We start from the raw sequence: 18,933 nt of genomic DNA on the forward strand, positions 1-18,933 counted from the left end.
GAGGAGCCCCCGTGTTCCCCCAGCCCGCGGTCTATCTGCGCTGCTACCCCGGCGATCCGTCCGGCATGGACTGCCACCGCAGGGCCATGGAACGGCTCGCCCTGCGGCACAACCTGCCGGAGCCGTACGTGTACATCGACAACGGACGCAGGCACCGTGACGGCCTGCCCCAACTGGAACTGCTCGAACGCGGCATCGCGAACGGCTGGATCCATCTGCTCCTGATCCCGGGCCCCTTCGTCTTCGCGCTCGACGACCGGCAGGCCGCCGCCACCGTCGACCGGCTGCGCCGGCTCGGCTGCCGCCTGATCGAGATCCTGCCCAGCTGGTCCTACCGATACGACGCGCCGGTCGGGAACCGCGCGACAACCGCCCGACCACTGCTGAACCTCAACACGTGATCTCGGATCACCGAGGAACCCGACGGCCGCCGTCTCGGGGCGCGGCAGCGGAGTGACACCCGGGGCCGGACGCGGCGGTGACCGAAGCCCGGTGCCTTCCGCCGTAGTGTCGTCGTGACGTGCACCTACGGCAGAAGGGGTGGGCCCGATGCCGGTCGACCACCGCAGGCTCAGGGTCAACGGCGTGGAACTGAACGCCGAACTCCTCGGCGACCCCTCCGATCCCGCCGTGCTGCTGATCCACGGCGCGGGCCACTGCCTGCTCAACTGGACCGACGGCTTCGTCGAGCGGCTCGCGGCCGGCGGCCGGTACGTCGTTCGCTACGACAGCCGCGACGCGGGCAGGTCGACGACCTACCCGGTGGGGGCGCCGCCCTACGGTCTGCGCGACCTGGCCGATGACGCCGCCGCCCTGATCGGCGCGCTGGGGCCGGATCCGGCGCACGTCGTCGGGATGTCGCAGGGCGCCGCGGTCGGACAGCTCCTGGCGATCCACCACCCCGACCGGGTCGCCACCCTGACCCTCGCCTCCGCCACGCCCGGCGGCCCCGGACACGACCAGGCCGACCTCCCGCCGGTGTCGGACCGGCTGGCGTCCTTCTTCGCGCAGGAACAAGACGAGGTCGACTGGTCGGACCGCGACGCGGCCGTCCACGCGCTCGTCGAGGGCGAGCGCCCCTTCGCGGCCGCCTCGCGCCCCTTCGACGAGGACGGCGTCCGACGGCTGGCGGTCCGCGTCGTCGACCACGCGGACAGCATCGCCGCGCAGTCCACCAATCCCTACCTGCTCGACGCCGGCCCGCCCTGGAGGCACCGGCTGGGCGGGATCACCGCTGCGACGCTGGTGCTCCACGGCACCGAGGACCCGCTGTTCCCCGTCGAGCACGCCCGTGCCCTGGCCGCCGAGATCCCCGGCGCCCGTTTCACCGCCCTGGAGCGGACCGGGCACGAGGTCTTCCCCCGCGAGCAGTGGGACACCGTGGTCCCGGCGATCCTCGCCCACACCGCCCCGCCCCGGGAGGGACCCATCCCGACCGCACGGTAGCGGCGCCGCCGCGGGCGGCACGCGAACCGGCCCGGCTCCTGGGAGCGGAGCCGGGCCGGTGCTTCGGATCGGGGCCGGTTGCCGGCGCAGCCGGCCGGGGTCAGGAGACGAGCTTGATGACCGCCTCGGCAGCGGCCTTGCCCGCCGCGGACACGATCGCCTTCACCAGGTCGCCGAGAGCACCCGTGACGCCGGCCGCGAGGGTGTCGGTCGCGTCCAGGTCGGCCTTGAAGGTGCCGTGCAGGATGCCGTCCCACTTCTCGGTGATCTGCGGGTTGTTGCCGACGAAGGTGAAGTCGTCGTTGCGGTCCGGCGTCCCGAAGGGCAGGCCGGCGACGGTGCCCTCGGTGTGACCGGAGTGCTGGAAGGTGAACACCGTCCCGTCCGGCGTCATCACGGCGGCGCTGATCGTGTAGTCGATGTTGTCGAAGCCGCTGTCGTGCGCGTGGGTGCTGAACGAGAAGAAGCCGTCCTGGCGCATCACGACGTGCGCCGAGCCTCCGATGGCGATGTCGGTGGTGACGTCCTGGTCGAAGTTCTTGCTCGACGTGTCGTACCAGAAGTGGTCCTGGACGGAGGCGTCGCCGCCGACGAACCAGAGCTCCATGCTGCCGGCGATCCGGGAGACGGCCGCGATGCCGCTGGTGACGGAGGCGCTGCCGGCGGGGGCGAGCTCGAAGCCCTGCCACGTGCTGCCCTCGTACCAGTACCGGTCCTGCACCGAACCGTTGGGCCCGACGAACCAGACCTCCATGCTCCCGGGGATCCGGGAGACCGCGGCGACGCCGGTGTGGGTGGCGGCGCTGCCGGGGGGCGAGAGCTCGAAGGCCTGCCAGGGGCTGCCGTCGTACCAGTAGCGGTCCTGGACCGAGCCGTTGGGCCCCACGAAGAAGACCTCCATGCTCCCGGGGATCCGGGAGACCGCCGCGATGCCGGTGGTGCTGGACGCACTGCCCGGAGGCGAGAGTTCGAAGGCCTGCCAGGCGCTGCCCTCGTACCAGTACCGGTCCTGCACCGAACCGTTCCCGCCGACGAAGAAGACCTCCATGCTCCCGGGGATCCGCGAGACCGCCGCGATCCCCCCGATGGTCGAGGCGGTTCCGGGGGGCGAGAGCTCGAAGCCCTGCCACGTGCTGCCCTCGTACCAGTACCGGTCCTGCACCGAACCGTTGGCCCCCACGAAGAAGACCTCCATGCTCCCGGGAATGCGCGAGACCGCCGCGATGCCGCCGGTGACCGCGGCGCTGCCGGCGGGGGCGAGCTCGAAGCCCTGCCACGTACTGCCCTCGTACCAGTAACGGTCCTGCACCGAACCGTTGGCCCCCACGAAGAAGACCTCCATGCTCCCGGGGATCCGGGAGACGGCCGCGATGCCGCCGTTGGCGGAGGCGCTGCCGGGCGGCGCGAGCTGGTAGCTCCGCCACGGCGACCCGTCGTACCAGTAGGCCCCCTGGACCGAGCCGTCCGAGGCGACCCACCAGACCTCCATGCTTCCGTCGATCCGGGAGACCGCGGCGACCCGGCTCGACAGCGACGCGCCGCCGGCCGACGCGAGGGTGAAATGGTTCCAACTCATCGGGGACCTCCGGTGGTTCTCGGTCGGACCACGCGGGCCGGGAAGGGCCCCGGCCCGGTTCGCGGGGAGCACCGTCCGGTTCCCCCGGACCCGGTGCTCAACGCGTGCTCCCACGGTAGGAAGTCACCGGACCGTCAGCATGAGGCCGTGGTCCCGCGTATGTCCCGGGACCGGTGCACCAGTCGGGCGCGCCCCGCCGTGGGACCGGAGTGCCGGGGAGGACGGCGGCCGCGCCTCCCGCGGACGTCGGGCCGGTGGTCCCCGGCGTGCCCGGTGCCGAGAGGGCGAAGCGGTCAGTCCCACCAGAACGACCACTGGTGGGAGCCCACCAGCTGTTCGGCGTACGCGGCGAGGGTGCCGGTGCCCTGGAAGACGAGGTCCGGGCAGAGGGCGATGTGCTCGGCGGCCAACGGCAGGGCCTCGGCCGGGGTGGCGGGCGGCACGGGGACGCTCAATCGCAGGGTGTCGAAGCCCACTTCGACCACCTGGGCGCCGAAGCGGCGCTCCCAGTCGGCGAGCACGGCGGCGATCTTCGCGGTGTCCTGCTCATGGTTGACCGGACCGCCCCACCCGCACACCGCCAGCGCCTCGGCGCCACCGCCCGCCCTCACCAGGCCGAGACGGAACTCCCGGACGGACTGCAACACGTCGGCCAGCCCCCGGGCTTCGACGCCGGCCGTGCCGTCGGGCACGGAGGCGGCAGGGGCGGTACCGGGCCAGGTCAGGCCGTAGGGCGCCAGGGCCTCGGCGCGGTCGGCCTCGTCCCCGTACTCCTCCTCGGCGTCGCCGTCGCCCTCCCACCAGCGCCGCAGCAGAGCGGCCGGGTCGTACAGGTCGGGCTCGGAGGCCTGGCTCGGGTAGAGCTCGCCGGACAGCCAGGGGCGGAAGTCGGGGCCGTCGTCGAGCGAGCCGAGCAGCAGCGGCCACAGCCCGGTCTCCGGGTGCGCGCGGTGCAGGTGCGCCCAGAGCCCGGCCGTGGTGGGAGCGTCACTGATCCACAGCAGCGGCTCCGGCCCGTTCCCCTCCTCACCGGCGACCAGACGTCCGGGTGGCAGGGCGACGGGCAGGGCGGCCAGGGCGCGGGCGAGGTCCAGAGGCTGGGTCATACGAGCACCCTAGGGGCGGCGTCCGACAACGGACGGCGCCGGCCGGCGGCACACCACGGCCGGGCCCGGAACGGGACGGAGGCCGGACCGGAACGGAGGCCGGACGGCCGGGTTCAGTCGGTGAACCGGGCGGCTGCCGGCAGCGGTTCGACCCCGACGACGCGGCGGATCCGGGTGGGCTCGATGAAGACGGCGATCCGCCGCTCGCCCGGGATCCGCCAACCGTACTGTTCGACGCCGAGGTACTTCTGTGCGAGGCGGTCCATCTGCCGGTCGGCCTGCTCGCCGGTCACGAACTCCACGGCCCGGCCGTGGATCTGGATGCGGTCGAAGGGATCGGCCGGGTCGGCGTGCGAGAGGCAGACGCGGGGGTCGTGGCGCAGGTTCCGCTCCTTGGTCCGGCCGACGGCGGTGTTGAAGAACACCCGGTCGCCCTCCAGATCGATCCACATCGGGGTGACGTGCGGGGCACCGTCCGCCCCGGTGGTCGCCACGAACCAGATCCGCGGTTCCCGCACCCGCGCCCGGATCTCCTCTGTCCAGCCGCCCATCGGCCCTCTCCCGCTTCGGTTTCCGTGGCAGCGCTCGCGATTGCGCACCGCTCGCGGCCGCCTGACGTGGCGCCAGCGTAGTGAAGCGGTCGGGACAGGGGAAGGACCGGAGCCGCCCGTCGCGCGGCGGAGTTCCGCCCGCACCCGGTCCGGCGGAACCGGCCGGGGCGGGTGCCGCGTCGACAGGTACGAGGGCGCGCCGGTCGGCGGCCGTGCGAGGGACGGGAGGTTCGGACCGGTCATGGGAGTCGTGATCCTGCTTCTTGTGCTCGCCGGCGGGGCCGGCCTGGTCCTGTCCGGCGTCGACAAGCTGAACACCGCGGTGCCCACCTGCTACGGCCGGCCGATGGTGCCGGGCGACGTCTGCCACCCCAAGGTCACCGGCTCGTTCTCCGAGGGGATGCCCGAACCGCACGACACCACCTACCAGGAGCAGTTGGACAGCCTGACCAGCGGAGGCTGGACGTCGATCGGGCTGGGCGTGGTGCTCATGCTGCTCGCGCTGGTGATCGGGATCGGCTGGGCGGCCACCGCCGGACGCGACCGGCGGCCGTGAACCGCACCGGCCGTGAACCGCACCGGCCGAGGAGACCCCGGACCGGCCGGCGGGCCCGCTGACCCCTGCCCCGCTCAGCCGAGGATCAGCGGCAGCTTCGTCCCGAGTACCCCGAGTGCCCCGAGCTCCTCCCGCTCGGCCCGGGTCGCGACCCGCCGCCCGGTGCCGACCAGCAGCGCGTCGGCGTCCGGGAACGACGCGGGGAACGCGCCCCCGGCGATCCGCTCCAGCAACTGCCGGGCCGCGGCCAGTCCCCCGGCGGGCGGGCCCGGCACGTGCGGCAGGTGGGCGACCAGGTCGAGGTGGTGCAGCGTCCACTCCAACACGTACGCGTCCAGGTAGTCGCCCGCGGTCAGCACCTGGTCCTGGGTGGCCACCCGCAGGCGCGGATCCGCGAGTTCGGCGGCGCGCCCCGCCGCCGAACCGACGTCGTCCAGGTGGAAACGCAGCAGCGCCGGGTCCCCGTACGCGGCGGCCAGCCGTACGGTCAGCGCGTCCAACGGGTCCTGCCCGTCCGGTGGTTCGGCAGCCACCTGCCAGTACGACGCCGCGTCCCGGGTCGGCTCCTCCTGCGACGGGGTCACCAGGGTGATCAGCACGTCCTGGGCGTCGATCACCAGATGGCAGACCAGGTCCCGCACCAGCCACCCGGCGCACCCCGACGGCTCGGCGAAGTCCTCCTCCGCGAGCCCGTCCACCGCCGACCGCAGCGCCGCCCACGACCGTCCGAAGAGTTCCACGCCCGCAAGCTACCACCGCCCGCGCCCGGGTCGGGGGAACGCACCTCGCGGCCGGTCCGGCTACCGGGCTGTCGCTCCCGCCGCTGCCGGGACCCGGCCCTCCGACCGGGCGGGCGCCGGTACCGCGGCCTTGCGCGCGTGCAGGACGGTGCCGCCGAGCGGCAGCGGCGAGCCGCCCACGAGTTCGAGGCCGGCGTCGGCCAGGAGCCGGGCGAAGTGGTCGGCGCGGCGTTCGCGGCCGCCGGTGTTGCACATCATGTGGAGGTCCCACGCGGTGGCGAGCGAGGCCGAACCGTCGGCGGGCAGCACCCGCTCGACGATGAGCAGGTCGGCGCGGGCGGGCATCGCGCGGGCCACGTGGCGCAGGATGTCCCGGCAGCGCTCGTCGCTCCAGTCGTGCAGCACCCGGGAGAGCAGGTAGACGTCCCCGTCCGGCGGCACGTCCGCGAAGTCGCCGGTGAGGTACGTGCAGCGCCCGCCGCAGCCCGCCGCGTCCAGCAGCCCGCGGGCGGCCGCGACGGCGTGCGGGCGTTCGAGCAGGACGCCGCGCAGGCGCGGGTGCGCGGCCAGGATCCGTCCGAGCAGCTCCCCGTTCCCGCCGGCGATGTCGACGACGGTGCCGGGAACGGGCGCCCGGCCGGCGGCCGCGAGGGCCGGATGCGCGGGAACCGGCTCGAACATCCGGGTGCTCGCGGCCATCGACCGGTCGAACAGCTCCGCCAGTTCGGGGTCGCGGGCGAAGTGGTCGAAGTGGTTCTCGCCGAAGAGGTGGTCGAAGGCGGCCTGTCCGGTCCGCACGGTGTGCCCGAGTTCCGCGAAGGAGTGGTAGAACGGGCCGCCGTACATCAGTGCCAGCGGCCGCATCGAGCCCGCGGCGTCCGTCCTCAGGAGCGCCCCGATCCCGGTGAGCCGGAAGCCGTCCGGGTGCTGCTCCACGACGTTCAGCATCACGAGGTAGCGCAGGAGGGTCGCGAGGCTCTGCGGGTGGGCGCCGACCCGCTGTGCCAGCGCCTCGACACCGGTCCCCGTGCGGGTGTCCAGGGCGTCGGCCACCCCCAGGCGGGCGAACACCGCGAGGGCCTGGGTCGTCCAGGCGCCGGTGAGCAGGTGCAGGAGCGTTTCGGCTTGGCGGTGCGGCTCGGCGGGCCGGTGCGGGTGGTGCTGCCCCTGGTCCTCGTCCGGCCTTGCGGGGTGCGCGCCCGGTGCGGTCGGGTGCTCGCCCAGGTGTGCGGCCAGGACGTCCGGGTGGGCGCCCGCCACATGGAGCTCCAGCCGCCGGTAGCCGGTCCGCGCCTGGGCGGGAGTGGTGAAGTAGAGGGCGGTGCCGTCCTCGTGCGGGTTGTAGCCCCCGCCGTCGGGGCTCGCGCCGTGCCGGGCGAGGAGCGCGCACAGGCCGTCCAGGACGAGCGGGTCGGCGGACCCCACCTCGAAGGCGAGGTGTGCCTCGCACTGCGCGGCCCGCTCGTGCGCGGCGAGCGCGGCCAGGTCGGAGCCGGGCGGGACGGTCAGTGCGAACACCTCGACCACCCGGGGCTCGCCGCGCGGACCCCGTAGCGGCGGCCGCAGGATGGCGACGTCCAGGCCCGCCACGTCGCGCCCGTGCCGCCGCGCCAGCCGCTCGCGGACCACGGTGCTGGGCGTCGGCGGCGTGTCGGTGGCCAGGCCGCAGGCGGCCAGCTGGTCGTACAGTGCGTCCTCGTCCGGCGGGAAGACCAGCACGGCGGCGTGCGCGAAGTGGCAGTGGTCCGCCAGGGCCCTCAGCAGCGGTCCGTGGAGGCCGGGCAGCAGGAGCTGGAGCAGGGTGGTGCCGTCCTGTTCCCGGACCAGGGCGGCCGCCGCGAGGAGGCGGGTGGCGTCGTCGGCGTCCGGGGGCGTCGTGGTGATCGGCATGGTGCGGTTCCTTGCTCGGGTGTTCGGGAGTGCGGGAGTTCGGGTGTTCGGGAGTCCGGCGGGTTTGGAGGGCCGGCGGGGTCGGGGAGGGCCGGGGGTCCGGCGGGTGACGGCCCGCGGGACGGAGCCGGGCAGGACGGAGCGGGGACGGAGCGGGGACGGAGCGGGGGCTCAGACGCCGGTGTAGTTCTCGGCGAACCAGTCCTGGTGGGTGCGCGAGGTGCGCAACGATTCGAGGCGCGAACGCCGCATGGATTCGTGGAAGAACGATTCGCCTGACGGCGCGGACGGCTCGCGGTGCAGCAGCCGGATCATCCAGTGCGAGAACTCCTGCGCCCGCCAGATGTGGGACAGGGCCTGCTCCGAGTAGCGGTCCAGGGCCTCGGGTTCGCCGTGCGCGAGGTCGGCGATCAGGGCGTGGGCGAGCAGTTCCGCCTCCAGGACCGCGAGGTTGGCCCCCTTCGCGGCGGACGGGCTGATCAGGCTCGCGGCGTCCCCCGCCAGGAGGAGTGAGCCGTGGCGCAGCGGTTCGACGACATCGGACTCGAAGTCGACGACCCCGCGCCGGAGGATCCGGCCGCGGTTCAGCGGTCCGTGCTCGGCGGCGTACATCCGCGTGTCGAGTTCGTCCCAGATGTCCTGGTCCGACCGGGCTCCGGCCGCGGTGCCGCGCTCGCACTGCAGGTAGTAGCGCGTGACCTCCGGGGTGCGGGCCATGTGTCCGGCGAAGCCGCGGTCGTGGACCGCGTAGCCCACGGCGTCCAGGCTCGGCCGGGCCTGGGCGAGCAGGCCGAGCCACGAGATCCCGTGGTCCCGGCGGTGGCGCACGGCGCCGGGCGGCAGGGACCGCCGGGCCGCACCGTGCCGGCCGTCGCAGCCGGCCACGTACCTGGCCCGCCAGTGGCCGGGGCGGCCGTCCGCCTCCCGCACGGTCACGGACGGCCCAGTGGTGTCCGCGTCGTGCACGGCCAGGGCCTCGGTCTCGAAGTGGACCCGTCCGCCCGCCTCCAGGTAGTGCGTCAGCAGGTCGGTGACCAGGTCCTGCTGGGGGTAGACGGTGTGCCGCTCGCCCCGGCCGGGGCTGCCGTAGTCCAGGCGGAAGCGGCCTTCGGCGGTGCGGAACTCGCAGGCGCCGTGCTGCCGGCCGCGCCGGTGCAACCCGTCGGCCAGGCCGTGGCGGTCCAGGATCCGGACGGTGTTGGCCACCAGGAAGCCGGCGCGCGCCCTGGTCCGGACATGGGTGCGGTCGGCGCGCTCCAGGACCACGCAGTCGATCCCGTCGCGGTGGAGCAGGTTCGCGAGGAGGAGCCCCGCGGGGCCGGCGCCGAGGATCACCACCTCGGCCGACTGGGTTGCTGGTTCGGTACTCTGACTGTTCGTCACAAGAAGTGGATCATAATCACCGATATCCGCCTGATCCGACGCCAGTCACCCGAATTGCCCAATAGGATGACCATCGGTTCCATGGTCGTCGACATCGACGGACGGTGGCCGGCACCTCCGAGCACACCGTGCGGGCCGGGGCGTGCGGCCCGGGCCCCCGGGGGCGGGCCGGTCAGCCCTCCCGCACCCAGGGCCGCAGCTTCTCCGGGTTGCGGACCGCCCAGATCCGGGTGACGCGGCCGTCGGAGACGTCGAAGGCGGCCACGGTCAGGACGACGCCGGCGCGGTGGGCGACCAGACCCGGCACGCCGTTGACCGTCCGCTCCAGGAGTTCGAGCCCCGGGGCCTTGTCCGCGATCGCGACCATGTACTGGGCGATGCGCGCGCCACCCTCGACCGGGCGCAGGACGGTGCCGACCATGCCGCCGCCGTCGGCGGTCATCACGGCCGCCGGATCGAGGAGCGCGACCAGCGCCGCGATGTTCCTGGTCCGCCAGGCCTCCTTGACCTGCCGCACCACCTCGCCCTGACCGGTCGCCGCGATCGCGGTGCGCCCGGCGCTCACCCGGCGCCGGGCCGAGGCGGCCAACTGCTTGCAGGCGGCGGGTGTGCGGTCGAGGACGTCGGCGATCTCGGTGAACGGGTAGCGGAAGACGTCGTGCAGGACGAACGCCACCCGCTCGGCGGGCGTCATCGACTCCAGGACGACGAGGAAGGCCATGGACACCGACTCGTCCAGGACGACCTGGTCGGCGGGGTCCGCGACGCCGGCGATCCCGGCTCCGCCCACGTGGTCCCACTCGGCGCGATCGGGCAGCGGCTCGGGCAGCCACGCGCCGACGTAGCGTTCGCGGCGGGCCCGCGCCGAACCGAGCACGTCCAGGCAGATCCGGCTGGTGACCGTCGTCAGCCAGGCACCGGGCGAGAGGATTTCCTCCTGCCGGCTCCGGGGAAGCCGGTACCAGCGCGCGTAGGCGTCCTGCACGGCGTCCTCGGCCTCGGTCACCGAGCCGAGCAGCCGGTAGGCGACGTTGATCAGTTGTCGCCGCTCGCCGGCCGTCCCGTCCGTTTCCACGCCGGCCCCCGCGGTCCCCGTCATGCGCCCGCCCCCTCGCCTTACCTTTCGCAGGCCCGCGTCGTCGGGCTGGTGAGACCTTATCGATCTACTGCCCGAGGGCGGACAAGGGGACTACCACATGGCCACTCAGGTGACGACGACGGTGAACGCCCGGCGCGGCCCCTCGTTCCTGCAAGTCGCGGTCGGCCTGCAGACGTTGACCATCTTCCTCCAGGCGGTCTCCGCCGGGCTGCTGCTGACCGCCTCCTACGGCGAGACGCTGCACAGCGTCGGGGCCCGGGTGATGTACGGGGCGTCGATGCTGTACGTGCTCGCGGCGGTGCTGGCCTGGAAGCCGGGCGGCGGCTCGCCCCGGTCCATCTGGTACGCGTCGGGCTTCCTCGTCCTCGCGTCGGTCCAGGTCGTGCTCGGCGTCGCGCACGTCCCGTCGGTCCATCTCCCCCTGGGGGTCGCGATGTTCGGCCTGAGCGTGCTGGCCCTGGCCCGGCGCTGAGGCGGGGGTCGGCCGGTCCGGCCGGGGCGGACCTCGCCCTGCCCGTCGTCCGCGATCCTCGGGGTCGCGGACGACGGGCAGGTGGGCGCAGCGCGGGGATCCTCTCGTCCGAGGGGGCCGCAGCGGCCCCGCCCTCGGCGCGGCAGGACTCCTGCGCGGGTGAGCAGGCGGCGGAGAACGGCCGGGTCCGCGCCGGGCGGAGAGGTGCTACGAGATCTGGGTCCACGCGCTCCAGCTGCCGTCCGCGCCGTGGCGCCGGGCCCACAGGCGGTTGTCCGTGCCCCTCGCGGCGATCTCGAACTGGCCGCCGCCCATGTCGGTGGCGGTGATGCCGACGCCACCGGTCTTGTAGCCGCCCAGCGAGGTCCAGCCGCTCTTCTTGCCGGAAGCGCTGCTCGAACGCGTCCACACGGCGTGGTCGGTGCCGATCACGAACACCATCCGGCGACCGTCCCGGTAGGCGTACTCCGCCATGCCGGGCTGGCCGTACTCGGCGCCGCAGAGGTACTCGCCACCCCAGGTGGGGCTGGTGCAGTGCATCGGCTCCGCCGACGCCTCGGCGGGCGCTGCCGTCAACGCGACACCGGCGAGAACGGTGGCGACCACCGCCGTCTTGATCTTCTTCACGAGCACTCCCTCAGTCGGTGCGAACCGGGTCCGCCTGTCCACCAGGCGCCCTTCAGTCGAAGTGACGGATGCTCGGACCCATTGGGTTCACCGGGAGTCCGCGGTGCTCGCGTCCGCGGAAGCCGAACGGCGTTCCGTCGTACGGGCCCGGCCTGCCGGTCGGCGGTTCAGGTGATCCGCCGGCGTCCGCGCGAGACCGGGGCCGGCGCACCGTCAGCGCGGCCGCAGCCGCCAACCTCCGGGTGCTGCGGGCCCGCGACGGCCCGATCGTCAGCAGCAGGGACTTCCACGACCACCTGGCCCTCGTCGTGGCCGGCGGCGGCCTTCCGGAGCTGGTGGCGGCGCTGGACGGGAAGTGACACGAGTGCGCGGCCGCCCCTTGAGGGTCCCGTTGATCGACACGACGGCGCGGGACAAGCCGCGAGAGCGGTGACCCGTCCGAAGCCCGGTCAGCCGGTCTCCGGTTCGGAGTAGATCACCAGTGTCTGTTCCGGCTGTTCGGCCAGGTGAAAGGCGGTGTAGGCGAACTCGACCACCCCGCGCCCCGGGAGGCGCAGTCGCTTCCGTCCGCCGTGCCGGGCCTGCACGTCGTACTGCGGCCACCAGGCACGGACGTCAGGGCTGCCCGCGTCCAGATCCTCGACCAGCCGGGTGAACCGGGGGTCGCCCGGGTGGCGTCCGGCCAGTGTCCTGAGCCGCGCGAGCAGGCCGCGTGCCTCGATCTCCCAGTCGACCAGGACGTCCCGGGCGGCGGGTTCGAGGAACACCCAGCGGGCGAAGTTCGCCGGCCGGTTCGCCGGTGCGGTGAGGTGCGGGAACAGCTCGTCGGCCGCCCGGTTGCAGCTGAGCACGTCGTAGTTGCCGCCGATGATGTAGGCCGGACACGGCTGGAGCAGGAGCGGGACGGCGGCCACCTCGGCGGCGAGCGGCTCGGGTTCCTCGGTTACGGCCACCGCCGCGTGGCCGGCGAGCTGGAAGAGATGACCGCGCTCGTACCGGTCGAGCCGCAGCGCCGTGGCAAGGGCGTCGAGCACCTGGTCCGAGACGCGGATGTCCCGGCCCTGCTCGAGGTACGTGTACCAGGTGGCGCTGATCCCGGCGAGCAGCGCGAGTTCCTCCCGCCGCAGACCCGGGGTACGCCGCCTGCCCGTGTGTGGGAGTCCGGCCTGGTCGGGGGTGATCCGCTCGCGGCGGCTGCGGAGGAAGGCGGCGAGCTCACGGCGCTGATCCGGCTGCGTCTTCATGGTGGATGGTACCTCTGGTTCCAGCATAAGTACGTTCTGGATACCAGGCTGAGGACGGCACAGACTGGATTCCGAGCGGGAGGTCGCAGCGCTCACCGATGACCTCGGCAGGTCACCGGTCACCGGACATTCGGAAGGAAGAGGCGGACATCATGACGGGAATCGACGGCAAGGTCGTGGCGATCACGGGAGCCGGAAGCGGCATCGGCGAGGCGACCGCGCTGCTGCTTGCCGAGCGGGGCGCGCGGCTCGTCCTGGGGGCGCGCCGGTCCGAGCGCCTCGCGGACCTGGTGGCACGGATCGAGCACGCGGGTGGCACGGCCGTGCACATCCGCACGGACGTGACGCGGCGGGACGATCTGCACGCCCTGGTCACCCTGGCCGGCGAGCGATTCGGCCGGCTCGACGTGCTGGTCAGCAACGCCGGGGTCGGCACGATCTCGCCTCTGGACGACCTGCGGGTCGACGAGTGGAACGAGATGGTCGACGTCAACGTCAAGGGCCTGCTGCACGGGATCGGCGCCGCCCTGCCGGTCTTCCGGGCCCAGGGCGAGGGGCACTTCGTCACCGTCGCCTCCACGGCCGCGTATCGCATCGTGCCGACCATGGCGGTCTACGCCGGAACGAAGTTCGCCGTCCGCGCGATCTGCGAAGGCCTGCGCCAGGAGGCCGGTGACTCTCTGCGGGTGACCACCGTCTCGCCCGGCGCCGTCGGGACGGAATTCGCCGAGGCATCGACGAATCCGCGGGTCCGAGCGGAGATCATGGAGATGCGGGACCGGATCGCGATCCCGCCGGAGGCGATCGCCCGAGCCATCGCGTTCGCCGTCGAGCAGCCTGCCACCGTCGACGTGAACGAGATCGTCGTGAGGCCCACCGCCCAGGGCTGACCCCGCCCCGAGGTCTTGTGGCGAGGTCCACCGCGCTCCGGGCCAGGGCAGTTACCGGTGGGACGGGCCGCTGCTCCCGGACACCGAGTCGGCCGTGACATCACGGGTGACGCCGACGGGGCGGTGGGCCGGTTCGCGCCGCGGCCCGACTACTGCGACGCCCGCACGGCCGCCCCCGCAGAGCCGACAGGCAGGTCGACGACGACCTCCTCGCCCTCCCAGCGGCCGTCGTCCGAGATCGCAAGGCCGATCAGTGCCAGATCACCGGCCTGGTCCCGCAGCTCGTACTGCTCATGGGTCTCCTCACCGATCTCACCCAGCTCGTCCCGCTCCCAGGCGGCCACCGCCGCCTCGGCCACGGCCCTGGGCAGTCGCACCGTGACACGGCCGACCTGGGCGTCGACATGCTCCCCTATCGCTGCCAGCACCTTCGAGTCTTCCCGGTACCGGACGTACTGCTCTTCATCCACCACAGGGGCGAGGCTACTCGGACTGCTGGATCGGTCTCGACCGAATTGACCCGGCGAACCTGTCCCGCAGTCAGCGGCGGTCCTCAGGACCGAGGAGCCTCAGGGATCGTTCGCGTCGGGGTGACGGTCTCGTGGGCGCCGCTCGGCGCTGCTCCGCGCTTCTCCTGAGCCGGCTCAAGCACCGCGGCATCGGCGGTCCGGACCTGCCGTCACAGGCTCAGCAGCAGGTCCCGGACCGCCGCAGGCCGGGACAGGAACGGGTGGTGACCGGCGTCGAGTTCGACGACGCTGCCCGCCCGGCGCGCGAACTCGCGCTGCAGCCGCGGCGGGGTGCCCCGGTCCTGGGCGCAGACGAGGTACGTCGAGGGCACCTGCTGCCATGCGGCCGCCCCGACCGGCTGCCCGGTCACCTGCACGCTCTGCCGGGCGAGGTGGTCCGCCGCCTGCGTCTGGACCTCGGGGGCGCAGTCCTGAAGGAACGTGTCCACGAGCAGCTCGGGGCGGACCCCGAAGGTGCCCGCCTCGGGGTCGACGTCGAGGAACGGGGCGGGACCGTCACTCCCGAAGTCCGACAGGCTCTGCCCGACCTCGGGCAGGTAGCTGGAGACCAGCAGCACGTGGCGCACCGACCCGATTCCCGCAGCGGCTTCCGCGGTGACGACGCCGCCGTAGCTGTGGGCGACCACGACGGTCGGCTCGTCGCCGGCCTCCAGCACCTGCCGCACCGAGGCGACGTCCTCGGGCAGCCCGGGACCGCCGACGCCACCGGGCGGGCCGGCCTCGCCACAGCTCGGCAGCGCCGGGGCCACGCTCGACACGCCCCGCTCCCGCAACAGCTCGGCGGTACGGTGCCACCACCACGACCCGTCCCGCACACACGCCCCGTGCACGAACACGACTCTCATCGCCACCTCCACGTCGGCCCCGACTGCTCGCCACCCCATGGTCGCCGAACGCGCCGCTCCCCGCCCCCTCCTCCTGGAGGCCACCCCGGTCGGCCCCCGAGAACGCGGTGGCACGGGAGTGGTCATGGGCTCCGGGACGGGAGTCCCGTCCGGGGCTGCCCCGTCTGCCGCCGGGCCCGCGCGACGGCCCGACGCCGCCGGCTGGGAGAATCTCCGGCATGACCACCCCGCTCCGCGTCCTCCACGTCCTGGGCGACCGCCCGTTCGCCGAGGTCGGTCAGCCCGTCCTCGCCGTGCCCGACGAGTCGCGCGGCCTGCTCGCCGTCGCGGGCGAGCGCGGGTTCGCCGGAACGGCGACAGTCGGGGTGTACCGCACGGGGGACCTCGCCTGCCGGGCCGTGCTCCGGACGCGGTTCCCGGTGCACACGCTGGCCTTCCACCCCACGGCGCCCCTGCTCGCCGTCGGCACCGGGGAGTACGACGGCGGCTACTTCTTCGAGGGCGAGCTGCTCCTGCTCGACTGGGAAGCGGGCACCACCACCTCCCTCATCGAGCATGACTTCGGCCGCCAGGTCCTCGGACTGAGCTGGCTCGACGGGCAGGCCCTGCGCGTGCTGATGGCACCGCCCGACGACTGGAAGGACCGGAAGGCACACACCGAGGGCCACGTCGCCGTCGTGCGGCGGCCCGACTGGCACGCCGCCGCACCCCGTTCGCTCACCGCTGCCGAGCTGGCGGGCCCCCGGGTGCCCGCCCCGCGTCCCGACGGAAGGGACGGGGCGCAGCGGGCGCTCTCCGCGCTGAGCCCGGACTGGGAGCCCCGCCGGCACGTCCTCGCCGTCGACGAGCTGCCGGACGGCGCGGTCCTGGCCACCCTCCACCGGGACGAGGACGACCCGGAGCAGCCCGTCGTACGCACCGCCCTCGCCGACGGCCTGCTGATCCAGCACCGGACCACGGCGTATGTCGACCTGCACGAGCGCCTGCGGATCCGGCGCGGCAGCCGGGACTACGTCAACGAGGTCGCGCGGAAACAGCACTGGCTCTCGGTGCGCTCGCCCGAGGGGCCGGCCGCCCAGCCCCGGTTCCCGTTCTCCTGGGAGCCCGGGGAGACGCACTTCCCCGGCCCGGGCGCGGAGACCGACGACGGCGACCTGGTGCACGCCGGCACCGTCTACCACGGCCACGGGCTGCAGCCCGGCGGTTCCTTCGTCGTACGCCGCGCGGCCACCGACGGCGCGCCCCGCTGGGTCTTCCGGACCGACCACGTCGCCACCGACCTCGACACCGGACCGGACACCGCGTACCTCGCCTACCGCAACGGCGAGCTCCTGGCCCTCGACCTCCACGACGGCACCCTCCACCGGCGCCACCGACTGACCGTCGCCGGTGTCCCCGCCGTCCCGACGGCGCTCACCGCCACCGGGCCCGGCCGCCTGCTCGTCGGCACCGCCGACGGCCGCGTCCTGGACTGCGCGATCGGGTAAGGCCCGTTCCGGCCGGGGAGAACGGCTATCCGGCCCTGCCGTCGGCCGTGACGAGGCGGGCGAGTTCGTCCCCGACCGAGGTGAGCTCGTAGTACACCGCCCGACCGCTTCTCCGGGTCGTCACGACCCCGGCGTCGCGCAGCGCCGCCAGGTGGGCGGACACCGTACCGAGCGAGACACCGAGCACGACCGCCAGTTGGGACGGTGTCGCCGACATCCGCAACTCGGCGACGATACTGGCCCGCCCCCGGCCGAGCAGGCGGGCCACCCCGCCGTCCGTCTGCGCGTCCTCGGCCATGGCACCCTTGGCCGGGTACACGAACGCGATCTGTGAGGGCGATTCGCAGGTCCACTGTCCGGACCGCCCGGTATGCGGAACGAAGACGAGGCCGTCGCTCCCGATGTGGCGGTCGGCGTAGTTCTGGGTGGAGAACCGGATCGCGTCGTGACCGACCCATTGGACGCCGGGCGCCATGCCCTCCAGCGCGCGCCGCCAGCCGCTGACGGCGATCACGCCCGCGCGGTGGCGGATGTCGCGTTCCATCACGGCCCGGCGCCGCTGCCAGTCCGGCTCCACGAACTGCGTCCACAGGTCGGCGAACACGCGGGCGGTGCGCTCGGTGATCCCGTCGGCCTCCGCCCAGGCGATCCCGTCGCTGGCCCAGGCGAACCGCTGCGCCTCGGCGAGCATGGCGCGCGCCGCCGGGTCGTCGATCGCGCGCATCGCCGCCAGTTCGTCGGCGAGGCTGCCGGTCAGCCCGCCCTGGGGCGGGATGGCCACGAAGTCGGGCAGGTACTTGGTGGCCGTCACCAGCCGCAGCAGACCGCCGACGAACGAGGACGCGCCCAGCCAGCGGCCGAACGCCTCGACGCGCGGGCCGACGACCCGCCGCTCCAGCGCCTGCCGCAGCAGGGTGATCTCGCTCAGCGTCTCGGCGAGCGGCGACACGGCGAACCTGCTCGCCTGCAGTGCGTCCGGCCCGAAGCGTAAGAGGGTCACGAGATCACAGTTTATGACGCCCCCGCGATCAACGGAACCGGTGATCGCACACCCGCCTCCGCTCACCCGCCCTGGCCCGAGGCCTCCCGTACGCTCCTGGGCCGCAGGTCGGTCCAGTGCTCGTCGACGTGGTCGAGGCAGCGCCCCCGGTCCGCGTCGGCGAGCGCGACGGACCACCCGGCGGGCACCTTCACGGACGCCGGCCAGAGCGAGTACTGCAGTTCGCCGTTGACGAGCACGTGGAAGGTCTCGTCCTCGTGGTCGAACGGGCTGGTCATCGCGGCACCTCGGCGATCCTGTTGTGCCGGTAGGTGTCCTCGCCGCTCACCAGCACGGCCGACCACTTCTCTAGGGAGATCGCGCCGCCGTACTCCTCGATGTGGTCCGTGTCCGGGTAGATGCGCACCTTCGTCGGGACGTACCGGCAGGCGAAGCCCATCCGGTAGCTGTCCTTGGTGCCGTTCGGCAGCGAGGCGTGCATCAGCGTCGACCAGAAGATGACGCTCTGCCCCTTCTTCATCACCAGGGGGACGGCGTCCTCCTCGCTCGGCTGCCAGTCCGGGTCGACCTGGAGCTGCCGGTAGTCGTATCCGAAGAACCCTCGCCGGACGCCGTTCTTGACCTCGGAGTTGACGCGTTTCGTGTCGTACTCCATGTGCCGGGTCTCGTCGTAGTTCCGCTCGTGCTGGGTGCCGGGGATGATCTGCAGGCAGCCGTTGTCGAGGGTCGCGTCCGTGAAGGCGGTCCACACCGTGAGCGTGCCGGCGCCGAACTCGGTCTCGGACTCTCCGGGCCACAGCAGTTGCGGCTTGCCGCTGGCGTTGGCGAACGTGTCGGCCTGGTGCCAGTCGGTGCCCTCGTCCCCGGGGTACTTGGGGAAGAACTCGGTGCGCCAGCACAGGATGTCGGGGCCGAGGATGGAGGCCACCCGGTCCACGATCCTACGGTTCAGCACGTGCCGGGCCAGCACCTCGATGTCGAGGTGGCGGTCGTAGTTGACGATGTTCGCCGCCTCGGCTCCCGCGTCGGGATACGCGGCCCGCGACCGGTCCAGCGACTGGCGCTGGACCGTCCGCCACATCCGGTCCATCTCGTCCGGGTCGTAGACGGTCACCGGCCCGAGATAGCCGTTCCGGTGGAACGACGCCAACTCATCGGGTGTCAGCGCGAATTCGGTATGCTCGGAGCTTCTCATGTCCGTCCTCCCCGTCGCCTACTGCTTCTGTGCCGCCTGCATCTTCATCACGGACACGGTGAGCGGCTCCGTGTAGGTCGCCTCCATGTCGAGGACCACGCCGTACGTCGCGCCGAGGAACCGGTTCAGTTTCGAGAACAGCAGCGAGTAGCCGCCGATGTCGAGGAAGTTGTCCGAGGCCGTGATCCCGCTGTCGCCGAGTTCGCTCCGCAGCCAGTCGACGAGCGCCTCCTCGACTTCCGCCGGGTTCGCCGCGCCGGCCGTGCCGTCTTCCGCCGGGTTCCGCATGGGTGCTC

General features: G+C 73.2%; 21 protein-coding genes. 6 read left to right on the forward strand and 15 right to left on the reverse strand.

Translation table 11 applies throughout. The annotated features are described in order from the left end of the window. Positions 1-11 precede the first annotated feature (11 nt). A complete protein-coding gene (locus ACWDRR_RS15735; RefSeq protein ID WP_449772736.1) occupies positions 12-401 on the forward strand; it encodes a hypothetical protein in 390 nt (129 codons plus the stop codon). A 148-nt stretch (positions 402-549) separates the two neighbouring features. After that, entirely contained in the window at positions 550-1,446 is an 897-nt protein-coding gene (locus tag ACWDRR_RS15740) for an alpha/beta fold hydrolase (RefSeq protein ID WP_449772737.1), read from the forward strand. A 100-nt stretch (positions 1,447-1,546) separates the two neighbouring features. On the opposite strand, the gene ACWDRR_RS15745 is transcribed toward ACWDRR_RS15740, so the two are convergent. The 3 genes from ACWDRR_RS15745 to ACWDRR_RS15755 all read right to left on the reverse strand — a co-directional run bounded on the left by ACWDRR_RS15745 (position 1,547) and on the right by ACWDRR_RS15755 (position 4,679). Further along, positions 1,547-3,022, reverse strand: coding sequence for a hypothetical protein (locus tag ACWDRR_RS15745; protein WP_449772738.1), 1,476 nt, complete (start codon positions 3,020-3,022; stop codon positions 1,547-1,549). Positions 3,023-3,315: 293 nt separating this feature from the next. Next, on the reverse strand, positions 3,316-4,128 hold the full coding sequence (locus ACWDRR_RS15750) for a DUF4253 domain-containing protein (protein ID WP_449772739.1): 813 nt from the start codon (positions 4,126-4,128) through the stop codon (positions 3,316-3,318). A 113-nt stretch (positions 4,129-4,241) separates the two neighbouring features. Then, entirely contained in the window at positions 4,242-4,679 is a 438-nt protein-coding gene (locus tag ACWDRR_RS15755; protein ID WP_449772740.1) for a PPOX class F420-dependent oxidoreductase, read from the reverse strand. Between the two features lie 241 nt (positions 4,680-4,920). Between ACWDRR_RS15755 and ACWDRR_RS15760 the strand changes: the two genes are divergently transcribed. Further along, the gene (locus ACWDRR_RS15760; protein ID WP_449772741.1) at positions 4,921-5,235 is read left to right on the forward strand and encodes a hypothetical protein; all 315 of its coding nucleotides are present in this window, start codon (positions 4,921-4,923) and stop codon (positions 5,233-5,235) included. A gap of 74 nt (positions 5,236-5,309) precedes the next feature. Here ACWDRR_RS15760 and ACWDRR_RS15765 read toward each other — a convergent pair whose 3' ends face one another. The 4 genes from ACWDRR_RS15765 to sigJ all read right to left on the reverse strand — a co-directional run bounded on the left by ACWDRR_RS15765 (position 5,310) and on the right by sigJ (position 10,347). Further along, positions 5,310-5,975, reverse strand: coding sequence for a maleylpyruvate isomerase N-terminal domain-containing protein (locus ACWDRR_RS15765; RefSeq protein WP_449772742.1), 666 nt, complete (start codon positions 5,973-5,975; stop codon positions 5,310-5,312). Positions 5,976-6,035: 60 nt separating this feature from the next. Further along, positions 6,036-7,865, reverse strand: coding sequence for a methyltransferase (locus tag ACWDRR_RS15770; protein ID WP_449772743.1), 1,830 nt, complete (start codon positions 7,863-7,865; stop codon positions 6,036-6,038). Between the two features lie 171 nt (positions 7,866-8,036). Further along, a complete protein-coding gene (locus tag ACWDRR_RS15775) occupies positions 8,037-9,248 on the reverse strand; it encodes a 4-hydroxybenzoate 3-monooxygenase (RefSeq protein WP_449772744.1) in 1,212 nt (403 codons plus the stop codon). Positions 9,249-9,420: 172 nt separating this feature from the next. Continuing rightward, on the reverse strand, positions 9,421-10,347 hold the full coding sequence (sigJ, locus tag ACWDRR_RS15780) for an RNA polymerase sigma factor SigJ (RefSeq protein WP_449772745.1): 927 nt from the start codon (positions 10,345-10,347) through the stop codon (positions 9,421-9,423). Between the two features lie 97 nt (positions 10,348-10,444). On the opposite strand from sigJ, the gene ACWDRR_RS15785 reads away from it, so the two are divergent. After that, complete coding sequence (locus ACWDRR_RS15785; protein ID WP_449772746.1) at positions 10,445-10,819, forward strand: hypothetical protein; 375 nt, start codon at positions 10,445-10,447, stop codon at positions 10,817-10,819. Between the two features lie 207 nt (positions 10,820-11,026). Here the strand turns inward: ACWDRR_RS15785 and ACWDRR_RS15790 are convergent, their stop codons facing one another. After that, positions 11,027-11,446: a hypothetical protein gene (locus tag ACWDRR_RS15790; protein ID WP_449772747.1), complete on the reverse strand. Its 420-nt coding sequence runs from the start codon at positions 11,444-11,446 to the stop codon at positions 11,027-11,029. Between the two features lie 449 nt (positions 11,447-11,895). Then, positions 11,896-12,690 (reverse strand): helix-turn-helix transcriptional regulator, encoded by a 795-nt coding sequence (locus tag ACWDRR_RS15795; RefSeq protein WP_449772748.1) that lies wholly within the window; start codon positions 12,688-12,690, stop codon positions 11,896-11,898. A gap of 152 nt (positions 12,691-12,842) precedes the next feature. Between ACWDRR_RS15795 and ACWDRR_RS15800 the strand changes: the two genes are divergently transcribed. After that, the gene (locus tag ACWDRR_RS15800; protein WP_449772749.1) at positions 12,843-13,580 is read left to right on the forward strand and encodes an SDR family oxidoreductase; all 738 of its coding nucleotides are present in this window, start codon (positions 12,843-12,845) and stop codon (positions 13,578-13,580) included. Between the two features lie 149 nt (positions 13,581-13,729). Here ACWDRR_RS15800 and ACWDRR_RS15805 read toward each other — a convergent pair whose 3' ends face one another. Further along, a complete protein-coding gene (locus tag ACWDRR_RS15805) occupies positions 13,730-14,053 on the reverse strand; it encodes a hypothetical protein (protein WP_449772750.1) in 324 nt (107 codons plus the stop codon). A 206-nt stretch (positions 14,054-14,259) separates the two neighbouring features. After that, on the reverse strand, positions 14,260-14,955 hold the full coding sequence (locus tag ACWDRR_RS15810) for an alpha/beta hydrolase (protein WP_449772751.1): 696 nt from the start codon (positions 14,953-14,955) through the stop codon (positions 14,260-14,262). Between the two features lie 218 nt (positions 14,956-15,173). Between ACWDRR_RS15810 and ACWDRR_RS15815 the strand changes: the two genes are divergently transcribed. Continuing rightward, a complete protein-coding gene (locus ACWDRR_RS15815; RefSeq protein ID WP_449772752.1) occupies positions 15,174-16,442 on the forward strand; it encodes a hypothetical protein in 1,269 nt (422 codons plus the stop codon). A 25-nt stretch (positions 16,443-16,467) separates the two neighbouring features. Here ACWDRR_RS15815 and ACWDRR_RS15820 read toward each other — a convergent pair whose 3' ends face one another. The 4 genes from ACWDRR_RS15820 to ACWDRR_RS15835 all read right to left on the reverse strand — a co-directional run bounded on the left by ACWDRR_RS15820 (position 16,468) and on the right by ACWDRR_RS15835 (position 18,925). Next, positions 16,468-17,442 (reverse strand): ArsR/SmtB family transcription factor, encoded by a 975-nt coding sequence (locus tag ACWDRR_RS15820; protein ID WP_449772753.1) that lies wholly within the window; start codon positions 17,440-17,442, stop codon positions 16,468-16,470. Between the two features lie 62 nt (positions 17,443-17,504). Beyond that, positions 17,505-17,720: an MbtH family protein gene (locus tag ACWDRR_RS15825; RefSeq protein WP_449772754.1), complete on the reverse strand. Its 216-nt coding sequence runs from the start codon at positions 17,718-17,720 to the stop codon at positions 17,505-17,507. Beyond that, positions 17,717-18,637, reverse strand: a complete 921-nt coding sequence (locus ACWDRR_RS15830; protein ID WP_449772755.1) for a chlorinating enzyme — start codon at positions 18,635-18,637, stop codon at positions 17,717-17,719. The genes ACWDRR_RS15825 and ACWDRR_RS15830 overlap by 4 nt, the downstream gene beginning before the upstream one ends. A gap of 18 nt (positions 18,638-18,655) precedes the next feature. Further along, positions 18,656-18,925 (reverse strand): hypothetical protein, encoded by a 270-nt coding sequence (locus ACWDRR_RS15835; RefSeq protein WP_449772756.1) that lies wholly within the window; start codon positions 18,923-18,925, stop codon positions 18,656-18,658. Between the last annotated feature and the right edge of the window lie 8 nt (positions 18,926-18,933).

It is taken from the genome of Kitasatospora sp. NPDC003701 (genome assembly GCF_053587085.1).

What these genes read in the sequence shown, in the direction of transcription:
- ACWDRR_RS15785 (WP_449772746.1), top strand. Translation starts at nt 10,445, where the DNA reads ATGGCCACTCAGGTGACGACGACGGTGAACGCCCGGCGCGGCCCCTCG.
- ACWDRR_RS15835 (WP_449772756.1), bottom strand. Translation starts at nt 18,925, where the DNA reads ATGCGGAACCCGGCGGAAGACGGCACGGCCGGCGCGGCGAACCCGGCG.
- sigJ (WP_449772745.1), bottom strand. Translation starts at nt 10,347, where the DNA reads ATGACGGGGACCGCGGGGGCCGGCGTGGAAACGGACGGGACGGCCGGC.
- ACWDRR_RS15825 (WP_449772754.1), bottom strand. Translation starts at nt 17,720, where the DNA reads ATGACCAGCCCGTTCGACCACGAGGACGAGACCTTCCACGTGCTCGTC.
- ACWDRR_RS15760 (WP_449772741.1), top strand. Translation starts at nt 4,921, where the DNA reads ATGGGAGTCGTGATCCTGCTTCTTGTGCTCGCCGGCGGGGCCGGCCTG.
- ACWDRR_RS15770 (WP_449772743.1), bottom strand. Translation starts at nt 7,865, where the DNA reads ATGCCGATCACCACGACGCCCCCGGACGCCGACGACGCCACCCGCCTC.
- ACWDRR_RS15795 (WP_449772748.1), bottom strand. Translation starts at nt 12,690, where the DNA reads ATGAAGACGCAGCCGGATCAGCGCCGTGAGCTCGCCGCCTTCCTCCGC.
- ACWDRR_RS15810 (WP_449772751.1), bottom strand. Translation starts at nt 14,955, where the DNA reads ATGAGAGTCGTGTTCGTGCACGGGGCGTGTGTGCGGGACGGGTCGTGG.
- ACWDRR_RS15755 (WP_449772740.1), bottom strand. Translation starts at nt 4,679, where the DNA reads ATGGGCGGCTGGACAGAGGAGATCCGGGCGCGGGTGCGGGAACCGCGG.
- ACWDRR_RS15815 (WP_449772752.1), top strand. Translation starts at nt 15,174, where the DNA reads ATGACCACCCCGCTCCGCGTCCTCCACGTCCTGGGCGACCGCCCGTTC.
- ACWDRR_RS15740 (WP_449772737.1), top strand. Translation starts at nt 550, where the DNA reads ATGCCGGTCGACCACCGCAGGCTCAGGGTCAACGGCGTGGAACTGAAC.
- ACWDRR_RS15830 (WP_449772755.1), bottom strand. Translation starts at nt 18,637, where the DNA reads ATGAGAAGCTCCGAGCATACCGAATTCGCGCTGACACCCGATGAGTTG.
- ACWDRR_RS15800 (WP_449772749.1), top strand. Translation starts at nt 12,843, where the DNA reads ATGACGGGAATCGACGGCAAGGTCGTGGCGATCACGGGAGCCGGAAGC.
- ACWDRR_RS15745 (WP_449772738.1), bottom strand. Translation starts at nt 3,022, where the DNA reads ATGAGTTGGAACCATTTCACCCTCGCGTCGGCCGGCGGCGCGTCGCTG.
- ACWDRR_RS15750 (WP_449772739.1), bottom strand. Translation starts at nt 4,128, where the DNA reads ATGACCCAGCCTCTGGACCTCGCCCGCGCCCTGGCCGCCCTGCCCGTC.